Source organism: Streptomyces sp. NPDC110618 (assembly GCF_055657065.1).
Map to the genome: position 1 here is coordinate 129,442 of NZ_JBVKBN010000013.1, position 19,320 is coordinate 148,761.

The 19,320-nt window shown below is 71.2% G+C and carries 14 protein-coding genes, 1 tRNA gene and 1 pseudogene; 10 read left to right on the forward strand and 6 right to left on the reverse strand.

What is annotated here, in order from left to right; genetic code table 11:
- Positions 1-235: 235 nt before the first annotated feature.
- Together ACZ7L7_RS22745 and ACZ7L7_RS22750 are read left to right on the forward strand one after the other, a co-directional pair.
- Positions 236-601: pseudogene (locus ACZ7L7_RS22745) on the forward strand (RICIN domain-containing protein); the annotation flags it as partial.
- 33 nt (positions 602-634) lie between these two features.
- Positions 635-1,435 carry a pectate lyase gene (locus ACZ7L7_RS22750; protein WP_453608360.1) on the forward strand — a complete coding sequence of 267 codons (801 nt, stop codon included), beginning with the start codon at positions 635-637 and terminating at the stop codon, positions 1,433-1,435.
- 85 nt (positions 1,436-1,520) lie between these two features.
- Here the strand turns inward: ACZ7L7_RS22750 and ACZ7L7_RS22755 are convergent, their stop codons facing one another.
- The 3 genes from ACZ7L7_RS22755 to ACZ7L7_RS22765 all read right to left on the reverse strand — a co-directional run bounded on the left by ACZ7L7_RS22755 (position 1,521) and on the right by ACZ7L7_RS22765 (position 6,642).
- Entirely contained in the window at positions 1,521-2,414 is an 894-nt protein-coding gene (locus ACZ7L7_RS22755) for a cellulose-binding protein (protein WP_472076949.1), read from the reverse strand.
- A gap of 182 nt (positions 2,415-2,596) precedes the next feature.
- Positions 2,597-5,596, reverse strand: a complete 3,000-nt coding sequence (locus tag ACZ7L7_RS22760) for an SUKH-4 family immunity protein (protein ID WP_472076951.1) — start codon at positions 5,594-5,596, stop codon at positions 2,597-2,599.
- An 8-nt stretch (positions 5,597-5,604) separates the two neighbouring features.
- Positions 5,605-6,642, reverse strand: coding sequence for an SMI1/KNR4 family protein (locus ACZ7L7_RS22765; protein ID WP_285515290.1), 1,038 nt, complete (start codon positions 6,640-6,642; stop codon positions 5,605-5,607).
- Between the two features lie 290 nt (positions 6,643-6,932).
- Between ACZ7L7_RS22765 and ACZ7L7_RS22770 the strand changes: the two genes are divergently transcribed.
- Together ACZ7L7_RS22770 and ACZ7L7_RS22775 are read left to right on the forward strand one after the other, a co-directional pair.
- Positions 6,933-7,484, forward strand: coding sequence for a YwqJ-related putative deaminase (locus ACZ7L7_RS22770; protein WP_472076953.1), 552 nt, complete (start codon positions 6,933-6,935; stop codon positions 7,482-7,484).
- A 43-nt stretch (positions 7,485-7,527) separates the two neighbouring features.
- Positions 7,528-8,022 (forward strand): SUKH-3 domain-containing protein, encoded by a 495-nt coding sequence (locus ACZ7L7_RS22775; protein ID WP_093721682.1) that lies wholly within the window; start codon positions 7,528-7,530, stop codon positions 8,020-8,022.
- A gap of 33 nt (positions 8,023-8,055) precedes the next feature.
- On the opposite strand, the gene ACZ7L7_RS22780 is transcribed toward ACZ7L7_RS22775, so the two are convergent.
- Positions 8,056-9,369 (reverse strand): sensor histidine kinase, encoded by a 1,314-nt coding sequence (locus ACZ7L7_RS22780; protein ID WP_285515287.1) that lies wholly within the window; start codon positions 9,367-9,369, stop codon positions 8,056-8,058.
- A 168-nt stretch (positions 9,370-9,537) separates the two neighbouring features.
- On the opposite strand from ACZ7L7_RS22780, the gene ACZ7L7_RS22785 reads away from it, so the two are divergent.
- The 6 genes from ACZ7L7_RS22785 to pth all read left to right on the forward strand — a co-directional run bounded on the left by ACZ7L7_RS22785 (position 9,538) and on the right by pth (position 14,628).
- Positions 9,538-10,398: a hypothetical protein gene (locus ACZ7L7_RS22785; protein ID WP_471430664.1), complete on the forward strand. Its 861-nt coding sequence runs from the start codon at positions 9,538-9,540 to the stop codon at positions 10,396-10,398.
- Between the two features lie 6 nt (positions 10,399-10,404).
- Positions 10,405-10,475, forward strand: a tRNA-Gln gene (locus ACZ7L7_RS22790).
- A gap of 115 nt (positions 10,476-10,590) precedes the next feature.
- Entirely contained in the window at positions 10,591-12,039 is a 1,449-nt protein-coding gene (gene glmU, locus ACZ7L7_RS22795; protein WP_285515285.1) for a bifunctional UDP-N-acetylglucosamine diphosphorylase/glucosamine-1-phosphate N-acetyltransferase GlmU, read from the forward strand.
- A gap of 143 nt (positions 12,040-12,182) precedes the next feature.
- Complete coding sequence (locus ACZ7L7_RS22800; RefSeq protein ID WP_285515284.1) at positions 12,183-13,163, forward strand: ribose-phosphate diphosphokinase; 981 nt, start codon at positions 12,183-12,185, stop codon at positions 13,161-13,163.
- Between the two features lie 187 nt (positions 13,164-13,350).
- Positions 13,351-13,947, forward strand: coding sequence for a 50S ribosomal protein L25/general stress protein Ctc (locus tag ACZ7L7_RS22805; protein ID WP_285515283.1), 597 nt, complete (start codon positions 13,351-13,353; stop codon positions 13,945-13,947).
- An 84-nt stretch (positions 13,948-14,031) separates the two neighbouring features.
- Positions 14,032-14,628 carry an aminoacyl-tRNA hydrolase gene (pth, locus tag ACZ7L7_RS22810; RefSeq protein ID WP_285515282.1) on the forward strand — a complete coding sequence of 199 codons (597 nt, stop codon included), beginning with the start codon at positions 14,032-14,034 and terminating at the stop codon, positions 14,626-14,628.
- Here the strand turns inward: pth and ACZ7L7_RS22815 are convergent.
- Both ACZ7L7_RS22815 and ACZ7L7_RS22820 read right to left on the reverse strand, forming a co-directional pair.
- Positions 14,585-19,138: a caspase family protein gene (locus ACZ7L7_RS22815; protein WP_472076955.1), complete on the reverse strand. Its 4,554-nt coding sequence runs from the start codon at positions 19,136-19,138 to the stop codon at positions 14,585-14,587. The two genes, pth and ACZ7L7_RS22815, sit on opposite strands and share 44 nt — an antisense overlap.
- Positions 19,135-19,272: a hypothetical protein gene (locus tag ACZ7L7_RS22820; RefSeq protein WP_285515280.1), complete on the reverse strand. Its 138-nt coding sequence runs from the start codon at positions 19,270-19,272 to the stop codon at positions 19,135-19,137. The genes ACZ7L7_RS22815 and ACZ7L7_RS22820 overlap by 4 nt, the downstream gene beginning before the upstream one ends.
- Positions 19,273-19,320 lie beyond the last annotated feature (48 nt).

Genomic DNA, 19,320 nt, shown 5'->3' on the forward strand with positions numbered 1-19,320 from the left:
ACCTTTCGCTCGGTCGGTGACGACAGGGGGACGGACAGCGCAGCAGCGCTTCCGTCCCCCCTGAACTTTCCGGACTCGAAACTTTCCGGACTCGAACGAGAGCGACGACGTGAGCGAGAGAGCAACGGCCCGCAGGCACCGGCCGCGGCGCAGGAAGCAGAACGGCCGCAGGGTTCTTCTGATCGGCGGCCTGGTCACCGCGCTCGGGGCGGGCGCCGTCGGCGGCGGCATGCTGATGACGGCCTCCGCCTCGGGGCCGGGCGCGGGCACCTACCGGCTGGTGAACGCGGCCGACGACACCTGCCTGACCGCCCCCACCGCCGCCGGACAGCTGACCACGCGCGCGTGCGCAGACAGCGCGGGCACGCAGGTCTGGCAACTGTCCGACGCGGACGGCGGTTTCACCGTCAAGAGCGCGTCCGGGCTGTGCGCCGTCGTGCAGGGCGCCTCGACATCGGCCGGCAAGGCGGTACGCCAGGAGGCGTGCGACGGCAGCGCGGCACAGGTGTGGAAGCTCGCCTCGGTCGGCGAGGCGTACCACCTGGTCAACGCCAACAGCGCGAAGTGCCTGAACGTCAAGTCGGCGCTGGCGCAGCAGAACTCCTGCGACAAGTCGAGCGGCAAGAGCTGGCGGCTGGTGGCGCAGGGGGAGGCGGTGCCGTCGGCCTCCGTGACGGCGTCCGCATCGGCGTCCGCTTCCGTGTCCGCTTCCCCGTCCGCGTCTCCTTCGGCCACCAGCGGTACGACCCTCGGCGCGTGGCCCACGCCCGTCGGCAAGCAGGCCGTGAGCTCCACGATCGAGGTGTCCGGCACCTACGACGGCGCCCTCAAGCGCTTCTACGGCTCCGGTGACCTCGGCAGCGACAGCCAGTCCGAGAGCCAGGACCCGCTGTTCGAACTCGCCGACGGCGCCGTGCTGAAGAACGTCGTCCTCGGCTCGCCCGCCGCCGACGGCGTCCACTGCCTGGGCAGCTGCACGCTCCAGAACGTCTGGTGGGAGGACGTCGGCGAGGACGCCGCCTCCTTCAAGGGCAAGTCGTCCTCGGCGACCTACCTGGTGGACGGCGGCGGCGCCCGGAAGGCGGACGACAAGGTCCTGCAGTTCAACGGCGCCGGCACCCTCACCGTCCGCAACTTCCAGGTCGAGGACTTCGGCAAGCTGGTCCGCTCGTGCGGCAACTGCTCCAAGCAGTACCAGCGGCACATCGTCCTCAGCAATGTGCGGGCGACCGCGCCGGGCAAGGTCCTGGTGGGCATCAACAGCAACTACGGCGACACAGCCACGTTCTCCGGCGTCACGGTCGTGGGCAACAAGAACCTCACCATCTGCGAGCGGTTCAAGGGCAACAGCACCGGCGCCGAGCCGACGTCCCTGGGCAAGGGCGCGGACGGCACGTACTGCCGCTACAGCGCCTCGGACATCACGTATCAGTGACCTTGAGCGGGGGCGCATGAGCAGGGGCGCCCGGGCAGCCACGAGCCCGGGCGCCCCCTTTGTTCGTCCGCGCGCCCTTCCGCTCCTACTCCGCCACGGCCTGCCCGGTGAGGGTGGTAAGGCTGGCGCGTACGTGGTCCATCTGGGCGCGTACGTCGTCCCAGCGCTCCCCGTGCTCACGCAGGACGCGCTCGGTCTCGCGCGCGATCCGCTCCTCACGCACGCGCGCCCCGGCGATCAGCTCGGCCGCCCGCGCACGCGCCTCCTCCTGGCGCCGCCGTCCCACCACCTCGGCCTCGGCGAACGCCTGCCCGGCGTCGGAGAGCGCGGCCTCCGCGCGGGCGATCCGTTCGGCGTGCCGGGCGTCGGCGGCGGCCTCGCGCGCCGCCGTCTCGCGCTCGAACTCGGCCCAGCGCTCGGCGTGTTCCCTGGTCTGCTCGGCGAGCATGCCGGTGGTGCGGCGGCGCATCTCGCGCAGGACGCCGAGCGCCTCGCCGCGGCTCTCCTTGATCGCGCGCCGGGCGGCGATCCGGGTCTCGTCCGCCTCGGCGCGCGCGGCGAGAAGGCGCCGGCGGGAGTGCTCCTCCGCCTCGGCGCGCACGGTGTCGGCGTACGCCTGTGCCGCGCCGTGCACGCTGTCCGCGTGCGCCTGCGCCGCCTCCGCGAGGCGCTGCGCCTCCTGGTGCGCGCCTTCGCGCACGGTGGCGGCCTCCTCCAACGCGAGCTGGAAGATGCGCCGTGCGCGCTCCCCGAGCGTCTCGTACGTCTGCGGCGCGAGCTGCGCGACGGTCTCGCGCAGCCGTACCGCCTCGGCCTCCAGCTCCTTGGCGAGCACGGTCAACCGGGCGGCGCGCTCCCAAGCGGCGTCCCGGTCCTGGGAGAGCACCGCGGTGTACGCGTCGACCTGCTCGGGACGGTAGCCGCGCTCTCGCCCTCGTACGGCCCTGAAGCCGCGGGGCGGGACCGGTGAGCCGCTCATGCGGGAACCCCTCTCCATCGGACGGACGCGAAATGATGATTTCGCGGACATCTTGATGTATGGGGAGGAAAGGAACATAACGCGACACTCCGGTCGCAGGTCACGGGCACACGAAGAAGCCGGGCCCGGTCGTCATGACCGGGCCCGGCTTCCACGCGTGCGCGGCGCTCAGCGGCGCCGGCTCACAGGAGCCCGTCCCACATCTGCTCCAGCAGCACCGACCACCAGCTCTCCGGCGAACCGAGCGCCGCCGGGTCGAGGGAGGCCAACTGGGCCTGGAAGTCGACGGTCCAGCGGCCCGCCTGCTCCTGGTTCAGGCCGAACCGCAGCCGCCACATCCGGCCCAGCAGCGCCAGGCAGCGCTGGAACTCCGGCAGCCCGGTGTTGACGAACTGCGGCGGCACCGGGGCACCGCCCGGACCGGCCTCCACCGGAACGGCGACGATGTTGGCCGTGCCGTACTGCACACAGATGGCCCGCCCGAAGTCGCTGCCCATCACCAGGTACGAGCCCGCGTCCGCGGCGGGCTGCACCCCGCGCTCGGCCGCCAGCTCCGCCAGCGTCGGCACCGGCCGCCCCGGCTGGGCCTGCGCCCAGAAGAAGGGGCCCATGTCCATCGGCAGGCCCGCCACCACCAGGGTGTGCGCGACGACCGGCGGCACGCCCTGCCGGGACACGGCGGCCTGCTCGAACCGGAAGATCCCCGGCCCGAACGCGCCCGCCAGCTCCTGCGCGATCCCCTCCGGGGGAATCGGCGGAACCGGCTGCACCGGCGGCAGCGGCGCCCGCACCGGCGCGGGCCGCGCGGGGCCGTCCGCCACCTGGTGCAGCTCGCCCTGGTGCGCCAGCAGTTGCTGCATGCCCTGCTGCCGGCTCGCGTGGTCCGTGCCGTAGGGCGCGATGCTCGTGATCCGCGCCTGCGGCCACTGCTCGCGGATCATCCGCGCGCAGTAGGCACCCGGAAGCTCGCACGACTCCAGCTCGGTGTGCAGCTCCAGCACCTGGTCCGACGGCACGTTCATGGCGCGCAGCTCGTGGAAGATCTGCCACTCCGGGTGCGGCGTGCCCGGCGCCGAACGCCGGATCAGCTGCTGCTCGGAACCGTCCTGCGCGCGGTAGCGCAGCACGGCCTGGTAGCCGGGGCCCACGGTCGGCTGACCGGTGGGCTGCTGCGGGTAGCCGTACGCCGGGGGCTGCCCGGGAACGGGGTGACCGGGCGGCGGCATCGCACCGGGCGGCATCGGCGGCTGAGGGGCGCCCGGTGCCATCCCGGGGGCGCCCGGAGCAACGGGAGCGCCGGGGGCGGGCGGTGGCGGGGGTGCGCCGGGGCCGCCGACCGGGGGCGCGGCCAGCACGGTCTCCGCGTGGTGCACGGCACCGCGACCGGCGCCGGCGGGACCGGGGGCGCCAGGCCCGCCGGGGGCGCCCGGGGGCTGCGGTGCGCCGGGGGCGCCCGGGGGCTGCGGTGCGCCGGGGGCGGCGGGTGCGCCAGGAGCGCCCGGAACTCCGGGTGCGCCCGGCGCGTGCGGTGCGCCCGGGGCGCCCGGCGGCTGGGGAGCGCCCCCTGCGCCGCCGAGCTGGCTCGGGTCCGCGAGCATCGTGGCCGCGTGGTGCACCCCACCCGGAGGCGTACCGCCGGGGGCACCCGGCGCACCGGGCGGCTGGGGGGCGCCCGGAGGAGTCGGCGCGCCGGGGGGCTGGGGTGCGCCCGGACCGGCGGGAGCCTCGGGGCCGTCGGGGCCGAGCGAGGAGACGAGTTGCGTGGGGACGTAGGCGCCGCCCGCGGGCGTGCCCGGCGCTCCGGGCGCCGGGGGCGCGGGCGGAGGCGTAGCACCCGGACGCGCGCCCGGCGTACCCGGGGCGCTCGGAGGAGGCGGCGGGGTCGCGCCACCCCGCGCGCGGCTCGGCGGAGGCGCTGCCTTGCTTGTCGCGGCATCCGCGATGTCCCCGGCGTTCGGCGCAAGGGACCGCCCCGGCGCGGGGGCGCTCGACGGAGGCGGAGGCGTGGCACCGGGCGCGGGGGCGCCCGGAGGGGGTGTGCCGGGTCCGCCCGCACCACCCGGTCCGTGCGGGTGCCCGTAGGAGGGCGTACCCGGCGCGGGCGTACCACCGGGCACGCCAGGCGCACTCGGGACTCCGGGCGCCGGCGTGCCGCCGTGCGCGCCCGGCGTGTGCGCGTCGTCGAGCGCCGGTGCAACCGTCGTCCGCGGCAGCTGGCTGCCGCCCGAGATCAGCGCCGTCTTCGCGTCCGGCGCGGCCGGCGGCGGCGTGCTGTCGTCGACCTCGCTCAACGGCGGAGCGAACACGGTCGCGGGCAGCGGGACGGAACGGTCCTCCTCCGCGTCCGCGTTCGTGTCCGTACCGGCCCAGGGAGTCGCACCCGGCGCACTCGGAACACCGGGCGCCCCCACAGAAGCCCCCGCGCCCTCACCGGCACCACTCGCACCAGGGGCGTCCGGCCAGGCCGCGCTCCCCCCGGACGCAACTGGCGCCCCCGGCGCGGAAGACGGCGCACTCGCCGCAGCCGCACCACCAATTCCGGAATCAGTACCCGACCCCGGCACCCCGGCCTGCGTCCGCGCCAGCTCTTCCGAACCAGAACCAGAACCAGAACCGGCACCCACTCCGGCACCCGAAGCAGCCCCAGCCCCAGCAGGCCCAGCCTGCGTCCGCGCCAGCTCCTCAGAACCAGAACCGGAACCAGAACCGGAACCAAAAGAAGAACCGGAAGAAGACCCAGTAGAAGAACCGGCACCCGCCCCGGTCCCGGACCCCCCAGACCCCTCCGACCCCCGCCGCCCAGGAATCCCCATCTGATCCGCCGCCTCCTGCAACCACTCCGGCGGAGTCAACAGGAACGACGTCTGATTCAAATCCACCCGCGCAGGCGCCGCAGGCACAGGCTCCGGCTCGGCATCCGCAATCCGCCCGTACTCCTCCTCGTACCGCCGAATCACCTCACCCACCGGCAACGCGGGCCACAACGTGGCCTCCCCGCTGTCCCGGGCGATCACCAGCCGCTGCGCACCACCATCCGAACGCGGCCCGTCCGCACGGTCCTCCGCCCAGACGACAAAGCCCAGTTCGAACTCCCGCACCCGCACCTCACGATGCTGATACGCCGGCACATCACCGTTGATCCATTCCTCGGCGCGCTCCTGCGCCTGAGCGAACGTCACCATCGCGAAACTCACTCCCCCGACACGGAATCGGACACCGCACCGGACACCGGCACGCAGCGGGCGAACCCACCGTCGACCATCAGGTTCGCCACCGTCTCCAACTCCGGCGGAGAACCCGCCAGACGGGACAGGAAGGCATCGAAATCCTCACCGCACGGCAGCAACAACCGCTCCACACGTTCGGCCGGCGGCACCGAAGGATCGACATCCCGCGCATCGTCGTACGCGCAGAACCACACCGACCCGATCCGCTCGCCCTTCACCTTCACCGCCAGCAGACCACCCTGGACGAAGCCGACACCCAGATAGTCCTTGGTCAGATGGTCACGCAAACACTTGTTGACGTACACCAGGTCGTTGACCGCCGCCTCGTCCCGCACCGTGAAGAACGGCTGGTCGATCAACAGCCCCAGCTCCGCGTCCAGCGCACACCCCACCGGCGCACACCCACCCGCCGCCTTCAGGAACGAGCGGTACGCACCCGGCAACCGGTAACCGAGATCCTCCTCGACCCCCAGCACCTGCGACTCACTCACCGCCACCCCGGACTTCGGCAGCCCGAAATGTGCCGGACGCGTCTCCTGCAACGGCCGCGTACCCCGCTTGCTCTGGTCCACCGCCGCCGTCGCGATCCCGCCGTGATGCCGCAGCAACGCCTTGACCTCGACCGGAACCAGCTCCAGACGGCGCGTACCCACCACGTGATGCCACGTCCAGCCGTGCGGCGTAGCCACCGACGGCACCGTGTCCCACAACTCGTGCCCCGTCGCCGCGAGCGCCGCGTTCGCCGACACGTAATCCGTCAGCCGCAACTCATCGACACCGAAACCCTCCGGAGGCTCCGCGATCTCCGCGGCCGCCCGCGCATAAGGCGAGAAGTCCGGGTAGCCGTGCTCATCCACCCGCACCCCTCTGGGATGACGGGCAGCCCTCACCGGATCCGGGAAATGCACGACCTGCCCGGCATAGGCGGCGTTCGGCGGCGCGGCGTGTCCCCCGGCCTGACGGCCGGGAGGCGTCCCCAGCCCGAGCCGACCTGTCGTCATGGCGGTTGCCCCCTGCGGCATTCTGGTACGGCGCGCGATGACCCCCTTCGGCCACTACGCCCCGTATCGACTTCTCTCCACGCGTCAACCGCATGGATCGCGGTGGCGACAGCCTATGCGGTACGGCGACACCGGTCACCGGGCACCAGTCAGCACCCCTCCGCTTCCGTGACCAGCCGTCACCCCACCGTGACAGCCTGCCCAAACCCGGGCGTGTCGCACCGCCCCAGCTTCCGCACCAGCCACGGCATTTGGCACTCTGTGTCGTCCGGGGGGATGCTCGGGAGGGGATGACGATCATGAACGCGACGCAGACAGGACCACACGGCGGGCCGAAAACCGGCACCACCGACGGCCCCGCGTCCGGCGACCCCCGCATCGGCTGGAGCGCCACCGAAGCCCCCCACACGCCTACGCTGCGCCACCGCCGCGACGGCATACTCCCCACCATCGCCGCCGCCCTCTCCGTCCGCGGCGCCACCCTCACCGGCACCGCCGCCCGCGGCGACCAGCCACCCACACTCCACCCACTCGTCCAGGACTTCCTGGACACCCTCACCAGCGCCCAACGCGACCGCTTCACCGGCCGCTGCGCCGAAACCATCCTCATCTCCCGGCACATCTCCAACATCGACGCCGCCCGCAGCAAACGTGCCGCCCGCAAACCCATGACCAACGGCGAAGCACGCAAAGCCCTGAAACAGGCCAAACTCACCGCCCGCCACATCCGCGAGGACGGCGACCCCCTGCACGGCGGCTTCGCCCCACCCTGCCGCGCCTGCGCCGCCCTCAGCGCCCACTTCGGCGTACGCGTCATCGACCCCGCGGGCGACGACGGCTGACCGGCCGCGGCCCCCACCCACACACCCGCACGAACGAGGGCAGATGCACCCGGACCGCACGTCCACCACCCGATTCCCCGTACCCGTCGACGCCGCCCTGCGCGCCGCCGGCTGGCAACCCGGCCGCTGGGACATCAAACAAGCCGAAATCTGGGCCGACACCCTGCGCGAACACACCTCCCCCGCCGGACACCGCCACACCGTCTTCCCCGCCGCGGTAGAAGCCTGGGCCGAATTCGGCGGACTCCACATCAACCCCACCGGCCCCGGCCGCCAAGTCGCCCCCGTCCCCCTGCACCTCGACCCACTCCACGGCCTGCACATGGCCCGCACCCTCAACGACCTCGGCCGCGCCCTCGACACCGAGGTCTGCCCCCTCGGCGCCGAAACCGACAGCCAGGCACTCCTCGCCATCGACACCGAAGGCCGCGTCTACACCCTCGACCACACCGGCGACTGGTACCTCGGCCCCGACATCGACACCGCCCTGACCACCCTGGTCGCCGGCACCGAACCCGTACGGCTCACCGCACCCTGAAAGCCGCAAGGCCTCACGGAAAGCCGCAAGGCCTCACACCGCCGGAATCACCGCCGACACCCGGAACCCCCCGGCATCCGTCGGCCCCGACACAAACACCCCACCCAACGCGGAAACCCGCTCCTTCATCCCCACCAGGCCATTCCCGCCCGACGGCAACCGCGCGGAAGACGCCGCCTCCGGCGGAGGCTCGTTCTCCACCTGCATCGCGATCTCCGACACCCGATGCGCCAGACGCACATACGTCTTCGCACCCGCCGCATGCTTGTGCACGTTGGTCAACGCCTCCTGCACCACGCGGTACGCCGTCTGCTCCACCTCCGGCGGATAACTGCGCGCGTCCCCCTCCACCGAGAGGGCCACCACCATCCCCGTCGCCGCGGACTGCCCGATCAACTCGTCCAGCTCCGCCAGAGACGGCCCCTCGGACTCCTCCACCGACCGCGAAGCCTCCCGCGACGCGGCAGCCGCAGCGGCAGCCCCCACCGCCGCCAACGGCACCGCCGGACGCCGCTCGGCCCCCGCATCACCACCGGACCGCAGCACACCCAACATCTCGCGCAACTCGGTCAACGCCTGACGACCCATGTCACCCACCAGAGCGGCGTTCTTGACCGCCTTCTCCGGATCCTTACGGGCAACCGCCTGCAACGCGGCCGCATGCACCACCATCAGGCTCACCCGGTGCGCCACCACATCGTGCATCTCGCGCGCGATCCGCGTGCGCTCCTCACCACGCGCCCACTCCGCGCGCTCCTCCGCACGCTCGGCGAGCAGCTGCAGCTCCCGCTCCAGACTGTCCGCACGCTCACGCAGCGACTCCATCAGCCGACGCCGCGCACCCACATACAGACCGAGCAGCAAAGGCGGCGCCGTCATCCCCAGCGACGTCGTGATCGCGCCGAACGGCACGAACCAGCCACCGAACTCCAGATCGCCCTGATCCACACCCTGACGCAGCCAGACGAACGTCACGATCAGCATCCCGACCGTCGCCATCGCCGCAAGCGCCCCGATGATCCGCCGCGGCAGCTCGGAAGCGGCAAGCGTGTACAGACCGACCAGGATCATCAAAAAGCCCATCTGGGCAGGCATCACAGCGATCGACACCAGCACCACGGCGATGGGCCACCGCCGGCGCACCACCAGTACCGAACCGGCCAGCACCCCGAACAGCACACCCACGAAAGCGGGGATCCCCGCGTCCGCGGCAAAGCTGAACCCTTTCGCCCCGCACTCCAGCGCGGACACGGCCGCCAGCCCAATGTCCAGCGCGGCACTGCGCCACCTCGCCCACCACCACGGCCCGGTACGGGCCCCGGTGTCGTCTTCCCCCGTCGCGGTCATGCCTCCCAGCCTACGGGCGCCGGGCGCGGCTTTTCCGGCGAGTTTCCGGTACTGGCCTACACCACCCCGAGTGACCGTCCGAACGCAGAACGCCCCGAAATCCCTCGAACTGGTGAATCGCTTACTGTTCGACCCCGGAAGATCCGATTCCGGCCGGACGGTATGCCTATGGCACATGCGGAAGGCAAGTACGCCGACTTCGAGGGCCTGCGGGAACGGGCGGTGGCGCTACGGCGCGCGGGCTACAGCCTCCGGCAGATCCGGGACGAGCTGAAGGTCTACAACAACGACATCCTCAACCGGCTGGTAAAGGGCGAGCCTCCCCCGGAGTGGACCAAACGCCCTCGCGCCAAGGACGACCTGCGCGACAGGGCACGGGAACTGCGCAAGCAGGGGTGGACGTACGACCGGATCCAAGCGGAGCTGGGGTGCTCGAAGAGTTCGATCTCCCTGTGGGTGCGGGACCTCCCGTCACCCGAGCGTCAGCCCCCAGACACAAGTGCGGCACGGCTGGGCGTACAGCGGGCCGTCGAGAACCGTCGAGCGGCGAGGGAAGAAATGCGGAACAGGGCATACGCCCAAGTCGGTTCCCTCACCCCACGCGAGCTCTTTCTGATCGGCGTGGGTCTCTACTGGTCCGAGGGCGCGAAGGCCAAGCCCGGAGCTCACCGACGCGTGATCTTCGTGAACAGCGACCCGAACATGATCAGGGTCTTCCTCAGCTGGCTGGACCTGCTTGGTGTGGAACCTGAGCGCCGACGATTCTCAGTCAACATCCATGAGTCTGCAGACATCCCGGCGGCCGAGTCCTACTGGGCCGAGCAAGTCGGCATCCAAGTTGGCGACCTGCTGAAAACAAGCCTCAAAAAGCACAACCCCAGGACCAACCGAACCAACACAGGCGAGGGCTACCACGGCTGCCTGAGAGTCGCAGTACTCATGAGCGCTGACCTACACCGTCGCATCGAGGGCTGGTGGTACGGCATAGTAGAGGCTGTCCGTCCGGGCGATTCATCGAACCGGACATAGCGGCCATCCCGGGTCGTCTAAGGGCAAGACGGTGTCTTTTGGTGTCACTTATGGGGGTTCGAGTCCTCCCCCGGGAGCCGGCCCAGCGGGCCCTGACTTTCACGTCAGGGCCCGCTCTCATTTCCCCCGCGAAACGCCCCGGTATCCTGCGGATGTCACCCCACCCCATCCCAAAAGCCGAAGGGCAACTCCGTGAGCGCCATTCGCCCGGCAGCCGTCGTCGTTCTCGCAGCGGGTGAGGGCACCCGTATGAAGTCCGCCACACCCAAGGTGCTGCACGAGATCTGTGGTCGCAGCCTCGTGGGACATGTGCTCGCCGCCGCGCGTGAGTTGCGGCCCGAGAACCTGGTCGTGGTCGTCGGCCACGCCCGCGAGAAGGTCACCGCGCATCTCGCCGAGGTCGATCCGCACGTCCGTACCGCCGTGCAGGCGGAGCAGAACGGCACCGGGCACGCCGTCCGGATGGGGCTCGAAGAGCTCGGTGGCCGGGTCGAGGGCACCGTCATCGTCGTGTGCGGGGACACCCCGCTGCTGACCGGCGCCACGCTCCAGGCGCTCGCCGCCACGCACTCCGCCGACGGCAACGCCGTGACGGTGCTGACGGCCGAGGTGCCGGACGCGACCGGGTACGGCCGGATCGTGCGGGACGCGGCGACCGGTGCCGTCACCGCGATCGTGGAGCACAAGGACGCCAGCGAGGAGCAGCGGGCGATCCGGGAGATCAATTCCGGGGTGTTCGCGTTCGACGGGGCGCTGTTGACCGATGCGCTGAAGCAGGTGCGTACGGACAACAGTCAGGGTGAGGAGTATCTGACGGATGTGCTCGGGATTCTGCGTGAGGCGGGGCATCGGGTGGGTGCGTCGGTCGCGGGGGATCATCGGGAGATCGCCGGTATCAACAACCGGGTGCAGCTTGCCGAGGCGCGTCGGATTCTCAATGACCGGCTGCTGACCGAGGCGATGCTGGCCGGGGTGACGGTGGTGGATCCGGCGACGACCTGGGTGGATGTCACGGTGACGTTCGAGCAGGACGCGGTGGTGTATCCGGGTACGCAGCTGCTGGGGGCCACGCACCTCGGTGAGGGTGCCGAGGTGGGTCCGAACTGCCGGCTGGCCGATACGCGTGTGGGCGCGGGGGCGCGGGTGGACAACACGGTGGCGGATCGGGCCGAGGTGGGTGCGGAGGCGTCGGTGGGGCCGTTCGCGTATCTGCGGCCGGGGACGCGGCTGGGGGCGAAGGGCAAGATCGGGACGTACGTCGAGACGAAGAACGCGTCGATCGGTGAGGGGACGAAGGTTCCGCATCTGTCGTATGTCGGGGACGCGACGATCGGTGAGTACACGAACATCGGTGCCGCGAGTGTGTTTGTGAACTACGACGGGCAGGACAAGCATCACACGACGGTCGGGTCGCATTGCCGGACGGGTTCGGACAACATGTTTGTGGCGCCTGTCACGATCGGGGACGGTGCGTACACCGCTGCCGGGTCCGTGATCACGAAGGATGTTCCGCCCGGTTCGTTGGCCGTGGCCCGTGGTCAGCAGCGGAATATCGAGGGCTGGGTGGCCCGTAAGCGTCCGGGGAGTGCCGCGGCGAAGGCTGCCGAGGTGGCGTCCCGGGAGTCGGACGGCGGAAGCTGACCGGAAACAGGTGCGTCGGGGACGGCGTACCGTGATAAGTGCACATCCGCACCTAACCAGCTGAGACGGCCTCTCGCACCAGCCGGGACGGGCTGGTGCGTTCTCTCGACTTCCAGCTGAGACACCTCTGAGGAGACAGTGCTGTGACCGGGATCAAGACGACCGGCGAGAAGAAGATGATGTTCTTCTCCGGCCGCGCCCACCCCGAGCTTGCCGAGGAGGTCGCCCAGCAGTTGGGTGTCGGGGTTGTCCCGACGAAGGCCTTCGACTTCGCCAATGGCGAGATCTATGTGCGGTACCAGGAGTCGGCACGTGGTGCGGACTGTTTCCTGATCCAGAGCCACACGGCTCCGATCAACAAGTGGATCATGGAGCAGTTGATCATGATCGACGCGCTGAAGCGTGCGTCGGCCCGCTCCATCACCGTGATCGTGCCGTTCTACGGTTATGCGCGGCAGGACAAGAAGCACCGTGGTCGTGAGCCGATCTCGGCGCGGCTGGTCGCGGATCTGATGAAGACGGCGGGTGCGGACCGGATTCTCGCGGTCGACCTGCACACGGACCAGATCCAGGGTTTCTTCGACGGTCCGGTGGACCATCTGTTCGCGCTGCCGCTGCTGGCGGACTATGTGGGCCGCAAGGTGGACCGCGAGAAGCTGACGGTGGTGTCTCCGGACGCGGGCCGGGTGCGGGTCGCGGACCGTTGGTGCGACCGGCTGGGTGCGCCGCTGGCGATCGTGCACAAGCGGCGTGACAAGGACGTGGCGAATCAGGTGACCGTCCACGAGGTCGTGGGTGAGGTCAAGGGCCGGGTGTGTGTGCTGGTCGACGACATGATCGACACGGGTGGCACGATCTGTGCCGCGGCGGACGCGCTGTTCGCGCACGGCGCGGAGGACGTCATCGTGACGGCGACGCACGGTGTGCTGTCGGGTCCGGCGGCGGACCGGCTGAAGAACTCGCGGGTGAGCGAGTTCGTGTTCACGAACACGCTGCCGACGCCGGGCGAGCTGGCGGACGACCTGGACAAGATCACGGTGCTGTCGATCGCGCCGACGATCGCGCGTGCGGTGCGTGAGGTGTTCGAGGACGGTTCGGTGACGAGCCTGTTCGACGAGCAGTAGGAGCCGTCGGGCTCCGCTGAAAGATCGTTTTGGGTGTGGCCTCCCCTGCCGAGTAGACTGCTGCAGTTGCTCGGCGAGGGAGGCCGTACTCATGTGTACGGCGGTCCGTTATCGACGCGCTCTTCGTAGCAGGCCGTTCGTGGCCGGGTGACCCTGTCCGTTTCTCACCCTACGAGGAGTGATCGTTATGTCCGAGGTGAAGCTCGCCGCCGAGACCCGCACCGAGTTCGGCAAGGGTGCGGCCCGCCGCATCCGCCGTGACAGCAAGGTGCCCGGTGTTCTTTACGGCCACGGCTCCGACCCGCTGCACCTGACCCTTCCGGGCCACGACCTGCTGCTGGCGCTGCGTACGCCGAACGTTCTGATCTCCCTGGAGATCGACGGCAAGACCAACGAGCTGGCGATCCCGAAGGCCGTGCAGCGTGACCCGCTGAAGGGCTTCCTGGAGCACGTGGACCTGCTGCTGGTCAAGCGTGGCGAGAAGGTCACGGTCGAGATCCCGGTGCACGCCGAGGGCGAGCTGGCCGCGGGCGGCAACCTGCTGGAGCACGTGCTGAACGCGCTTCCGGTGGAGGCCGAGGCCACCCACATCCCCGAGGCCGTCACGGTCTCCGTCGAGGGCCTGGAGGCCGGTGCCTCGGTGCTCGCCAAGGACATCACGCTGCCCAGCGGTGTGACCCTGGCCGTCGAGGAGGACGCGGTCGTGCTGCAGGTCCTGGCCGCGCAGGCCGAGGAAGCCCCGGAGGGCGAGGCCGCCGAGGGCGAAGAGGCCGCCGAGGCCTGATCGGCGCCGAAGCCGTAGTTACTTGTTCGCCGGCCGCTGCTTCCTTCCGGGAAGCGGCGGCCGGCGCGTATCGAGGAGACGTACGTGACGACCGACGCCAATGCCCCGTGGCTGATCGTGGGCCTCGGCAATCCCGGGCCCGAGTACGCCATGAACCGGCACAACGTCGGGTTCATGGTGGTGGATCTCCTGGCCGAGCGGATCGGGGGGAGGTTCAAGCGGGCCGGGAAGGCGCAGGCACAGGTCGTGGAGGGGCGGATCGGGCCGCCGGGACCGCTGAACCGGCGGGTGATCCTGGCGAAGCCGATGTCGTTCATGAACCTGTCCGGCGGACCGGTGAACGCGCTGAAGGACTTCTACAAGGTGCCGGTGGCGAACATCGTCGCGATCCATGACGAGTTGGACATCGACTACGGCACGCTGCGGCTGAAGCTGGGTGGCGGTGACAACGGGCACAACGGTCTGAAGTCGATGACGAAGGCGATGGGTTCGGACTATCACCGGGTGCGGTTCGGGATCGGGCGCCCGCCGGGGCGGATGCCGGTGGCGGATTTCGTGCTGAGGGATTTCGCCTCCGCCGAGCGCAAGGAGCTGGACTACTTCGTGGACCGGGCGGCGGACGCGGTGGAGTGCCTGGTCATCGAGGGCTTGGAGCGGGCTCAGCAGACGTACAACTCGTAGGGGCGCTTGGAGCGGGCTCGGCAGACGTACGACTCGTAGGGGCGAAGGCTGCCATGAGGCGGTCGTGGTCGGCGGTGCCGGGGTTGGCCGCGGCCCAGGTGACGGCGTACGCGTGCAGGGTGTCGCGGTGGCGGGCGGCGGGGGTGTAGCCGGCGAGGCGGGAGATGACGCGCCAGGCGGGTTCGCTCGCGCCGTGTTCGGCGAGCCAGGTGAGGGCTTGGCCGACGGTGCCGTCGTCGGGTGCGGTGGACTGCTGCATGCGCAGCAGCAGGGGGGCGAGGACGTAGGCGGCGTCCTCGGTGTTCTCGTGTTTCCTCAGCCAGGCGCGGGCGTGGGCGAGTGCGGGCTGTTCTGCGTCGTCGGGCAGGTGCTCGAACTGGAGCAGGTGGCAGAGGACGAAGCCGGCCTCGGGGAGCCGGTGGTGCCGGTCGAGCCATTGCACGGCCCGCGTCACGATGCGGGGGTCGGGGTTCTCCGCGGTGCGCTGGCGGCGTACGGCGGCCTGGAGGAGGCGGGCGTCGGCGGGGTTGGTCATGCCGGGGGTGAGGACGCGCCGGACCTGGCGCAGTAGGCGCTGTTCGGTCTGCTCGGGCAGGGGTGGCAGCCTGTGCAGGTAGTGCAGGGCGTTGTCCGGGCCGATGTCTTCGCGGGGCCGGTCGCGGTAGAGGCGCAGGGCGATGTCGACGGCGCGTTGGGCCTGGGTGGTGGTGAGGCGGGCGCCGAAGCGGAACAGGACGCGGACGAGGACTTGCCGGCGGTAGGCGATGGGGTCGGCGGAGTTCTCGGAGCTGTCGGTGTCGGTGTCGTCGAGGGGGTGCTCCTCTGCCGGGTCCGCGGGCCGGGGGTGGTGGGCGTCGGGGTCCTCCAGCCAGTCGAGGACGTGGTCGATGATGGTGGTCATGACCTGCGTGGCGTCGAGGGTGTCGGTGGCGACGTCCCAGTAGAAGAGCAGTTTGCGCAGGACGGCGAAGGCCTGCGGGGTGCGGCCGTGGTCGTGGAGCCAGTCCAGGGCGAGGGCGGCGCCGGTGCGTCTGGTCGCGGCGGGGATCTCGTCGGGCTGGGCGAGGAGCAGGTAGGGGCCGAGGACGAGGGCGGCGTCGGCTCCGGTGCCGTGGGCGGTGAGCCAGGCGGTGGCGCGGGCGAGGGCGGCGTTCTTGGTGGGGGTGGGCAGGTTCCCGGCGGCGCGCAGGAGGCCGCCGATGATGTGCCGGTCGCTCTCTTCGGGGGTTGCCGGGAGCCGGTCCAGGGCGACGGCGGTGACGCGTTCGGTCTGCTGCTCGGTGAGGGCGTGGGTGCGGAAGAAGACGGCTTTGAGGAGCCGGTCGTCGTCGGCGGTGGCGCCGAAGGAGTCCAGCCAGTCGACGGCCGGTTCGAGGGTGCGGCGGACGATGTCGGCCTCGTCGTGGTTCCGGGTGGACAGGCCCTGCCATTCGAGGAGGTTGCGTATGACGAAGTCGGCGCCGGGGGCCTTGGGGTGGAGGTCGGTCCAGGTGAGCGCCCGGTCGACGGCGTCGGTGAGGTGGCCGGGGTCGGTGGCGGTGCCCTGGCGGCGCAGGACCTGGAGCAGGGGCTGGAGGACGAAGGACGCCTGTGCGGTGGTGCCGTTGCGGGCGAGCCAGGTCAGGGCGTGCTCGACGGCGCGCCGTTCCATGGTGGTGGTCTGGCCGCGGCGGCTGAGGATGTCGTGCAGGACGAAGCAGGCTTTGTCCTTGCGGCCGTGGGTGTCGAGCCAGTCGAGGGCGTAGCGGGCGATCTGTTCGGCGAGGCCGGGTTTCACGTCGGGGTCGCGGCGGCGCAGGGTGGCGGAGATCAGGAAGGTGGCGCGTTCCCGGGCGCGGTACTGGGTGAGCCAGTCGCGGGCGGCGGTGTGCAGCAGGTTGCTGTCGTCCTCGTCGGTGTGGGCGGTGCGCATCAGGGCGGTAATGAGGCGTTCGGTGTCGGGGCGGCCGCGCAGCTGGTGGGCGAGGGCGATGGTGGTGCGGGTGGCCCGGTCACGGACGGCGGGGCCGGGGGCGGGGCCGCTGTCGTGCGGTGCGGTGAGCAGGGCGAGGAGGGCGTAGCGGGCCTCGGGGGCGGTGCCGTGGGCGTCGAGCCAGGTGAGGGTGAGGGCGTCGAGGCGGGTGTGCTCGGCGTCGTCGGGGTCGTGGGCGCGGCGCAGGGCGCTGATGAGCTGGAGGGCGTCGAGGTCGTCGGCGGTGTGGGTGTCGAGCCAGGTGTGGGCGTGGTCGAGCAGGACGGGTGGGAGGGGCCGGGGGCTGTTGCGGACGGCGTCGGTGAGCAGGACGCGGACGAGGCCGGGTTGGGTGGTGGCGGCGATCCAGGGTCCGGTGAGGCTGTCCCAGGTGTCGATGACGGCTTGTTGCCAGGGGCTCGCGGAGCTCATCGAGACGAGGGCGCGCATGCCCTGGTCGGGGATGGACAGGAGCAGGGCGAGGACGTCGGGGGCTTGGCGGGTGAGCCATCTGGAGAGGGTGGCGGCGAGTTTCTTGCGGACGGAGTCGCTCTGGTCGTGGGCCCAGCGGCTGAGGTGTCCGACGGCCCGTCGGAAGGCGGTGAGGTCGGCGAGGAGGGCGTCGAGGAAGGCGCGCAGGACGGCCGTGTCCACGGTGACGGCCTGGGGCAGGCAGCTCTGTTCGAGGAGTTGGTCGGTGACGATGTCGTGGATGGTGTCGACGGTGTCGGGTCCGTCGGCGGTGGTGACGAGCCAGCCGAGTGCTTCCAGGTTGTCGACGACGGATTCGCCGGTGTGGTGGGTGTGGGCCGTGTGCTGCAGGAAGCGGTCGACGACGTCTTCGATGGCGGTCCGCCGCTGGACGCAGGCGAGGGTGGCGAGGGCGCTGGCCCGGACGAGGACGGGGTCGGGTTCGCCGCGCGGGGCGCCGTCGGCGGAGGCGATGTCGCGGCGGGTGCGGCGGTTGAGCCAGTCGACGAGTTCCGCGGGCGGGGGGACGGCGGGCGGGTCGCCGTCGCGTTGGTCGAGGGCGCCTTCGAAGGCGATGGCGAACAGCAGCGCGAGGATGGGCCGGGTGCCGCAGATCCGGGCCATGTCGTCGGCGCCCCAGGCGTCGTAGGCGTGGGGGGCGACCCGCTCGAAGATCCGGGCCGCGACGGTACGCAGATGGCTTTCGGCCTGTTCGAGTGCGACTTCCTCGAACAGGGTGCGCGATCCGCGTGCGCGTACTTCGGCGAGGGCGCCGGGGCGGACGGAGGCGAGGCAGGCGATGCGGGCGCCCTCGGCGCGTTCGGTGTGCAGCAGGTCGGCGAGGTCGCGCAGGTCGAGGCCGGACTGGTCGCGGATGTGCTGGTCGAGGTAGTCCAGGACGAGCAGTACGCGCTGGTCCTGGCGGTCCTTGAGCTCTTCCTGGATCTCCTCCAGCAGTACGCGTGCGGACAGGGCGCCCGCGTCGTGGATGTGCAGCACCAGCCAGCCGCTGCGTTCGGCGAGGGAGGCGATCTCCAGGCAGGTGCGGGTCTTGCCCGCGCCGGCGAGGCCGGTGAGGAGCAGTCCGCAGCCGGGGCCGCCGAATCTGCCGCGGGCGGGGTCGTCGAGGCGGGCGAGGAGGTTTTCGGGGCGGGCGGGGTGGTCGGGGTCTTCGGGGGCGACGTAGGGGAGGGTGTCGTTGGTGAGGTAGGTGCCGCGGTTGCCGAGGCGGCGCAGGACCTCGTCGGTGGTCAGGAGCCAGGTGGGGCGGGTGCGGGGGCGGTAGCCGGCGTAGTGCAGTGGCTCGGCGTCCCAGGTGCGGGCGTCGATGGCGGGGATCTGGGCGAGGCCGGTGTCGGCGGCCATCCGGCCGCGGACCTGTTCGATCAGGGGCCGCGGGTCGGGCGGCCAAGGGCTCTCGGCGGCGTCGAGTTCGGCGAGCAGGGCGCGGGTGAAGGCGCCGCCGCGCTGGTCGCCGTAGGAGATGTCGCCGTCCTGGGTGGCGTGCAGGAGGAGCAGGCGGCTGGTGGTGGGGACCGGGGGGCCGGCGCCGAGGCGGCTCTCGCCGAAGACGTCCAGGGTTTCGACGTGGTTGCGGCAGGCGTCGATGCTGATGATCTTGTGGCGGATGCGCTGGTAGCGCGGGTTGTACAGGAGGGCGCTCTGGATGTTGCCGGTGTCGAGGGCGGCGTCCTCGAAGGGTCGGGCGTCGGCGTGGATGAGCAGGTGGCGGGTGGTGCCGGAGGTGACGGCGGCGTGGCCGCTCCAGGCGAACCAGAGCAGATCGGCGTCCCATTCGGGGAGTTCGTCGCGGATGACGCGGTGGACGGTGGCGTGGTCGGCGTCGAGGAGGGGGATGCCGAGGTCGCGGGCGGTGGTCTCGGCCTGTTCGCGGCGGTGGGCGAGCGGGGAGAGGCAGAGCCGGATGTTCTCGGCGGGTACGCCGTGGGCGCGCAGCCAGCGGGCGTGGCCGAGGGCGTCCTGGGCGGAGCCGTCGAGGTCGTGGAAGGGGTCGCCGCCGTAGCTCTCCACGCCGACGAGGACGGCCCGGGTGCGTTGCGGGGTGATGCCCGACAGTTCTGTGCTCATGCGGCCGCCCGCGGGGTGGCGCGGAGCCGCCGCTGGGGGCCGGGGTGACCGAAGCAGGCGTCGCGGGCAGCCGACATGCCGTCGAAAGCGGACCGCGATGCCTGCGTGCCGTGGCCGAACAGCAGTGTGCTCATGGGTCTCCCCGTTTCACGGCGGTGCCCGTCACCATCCGTTCATCTTAA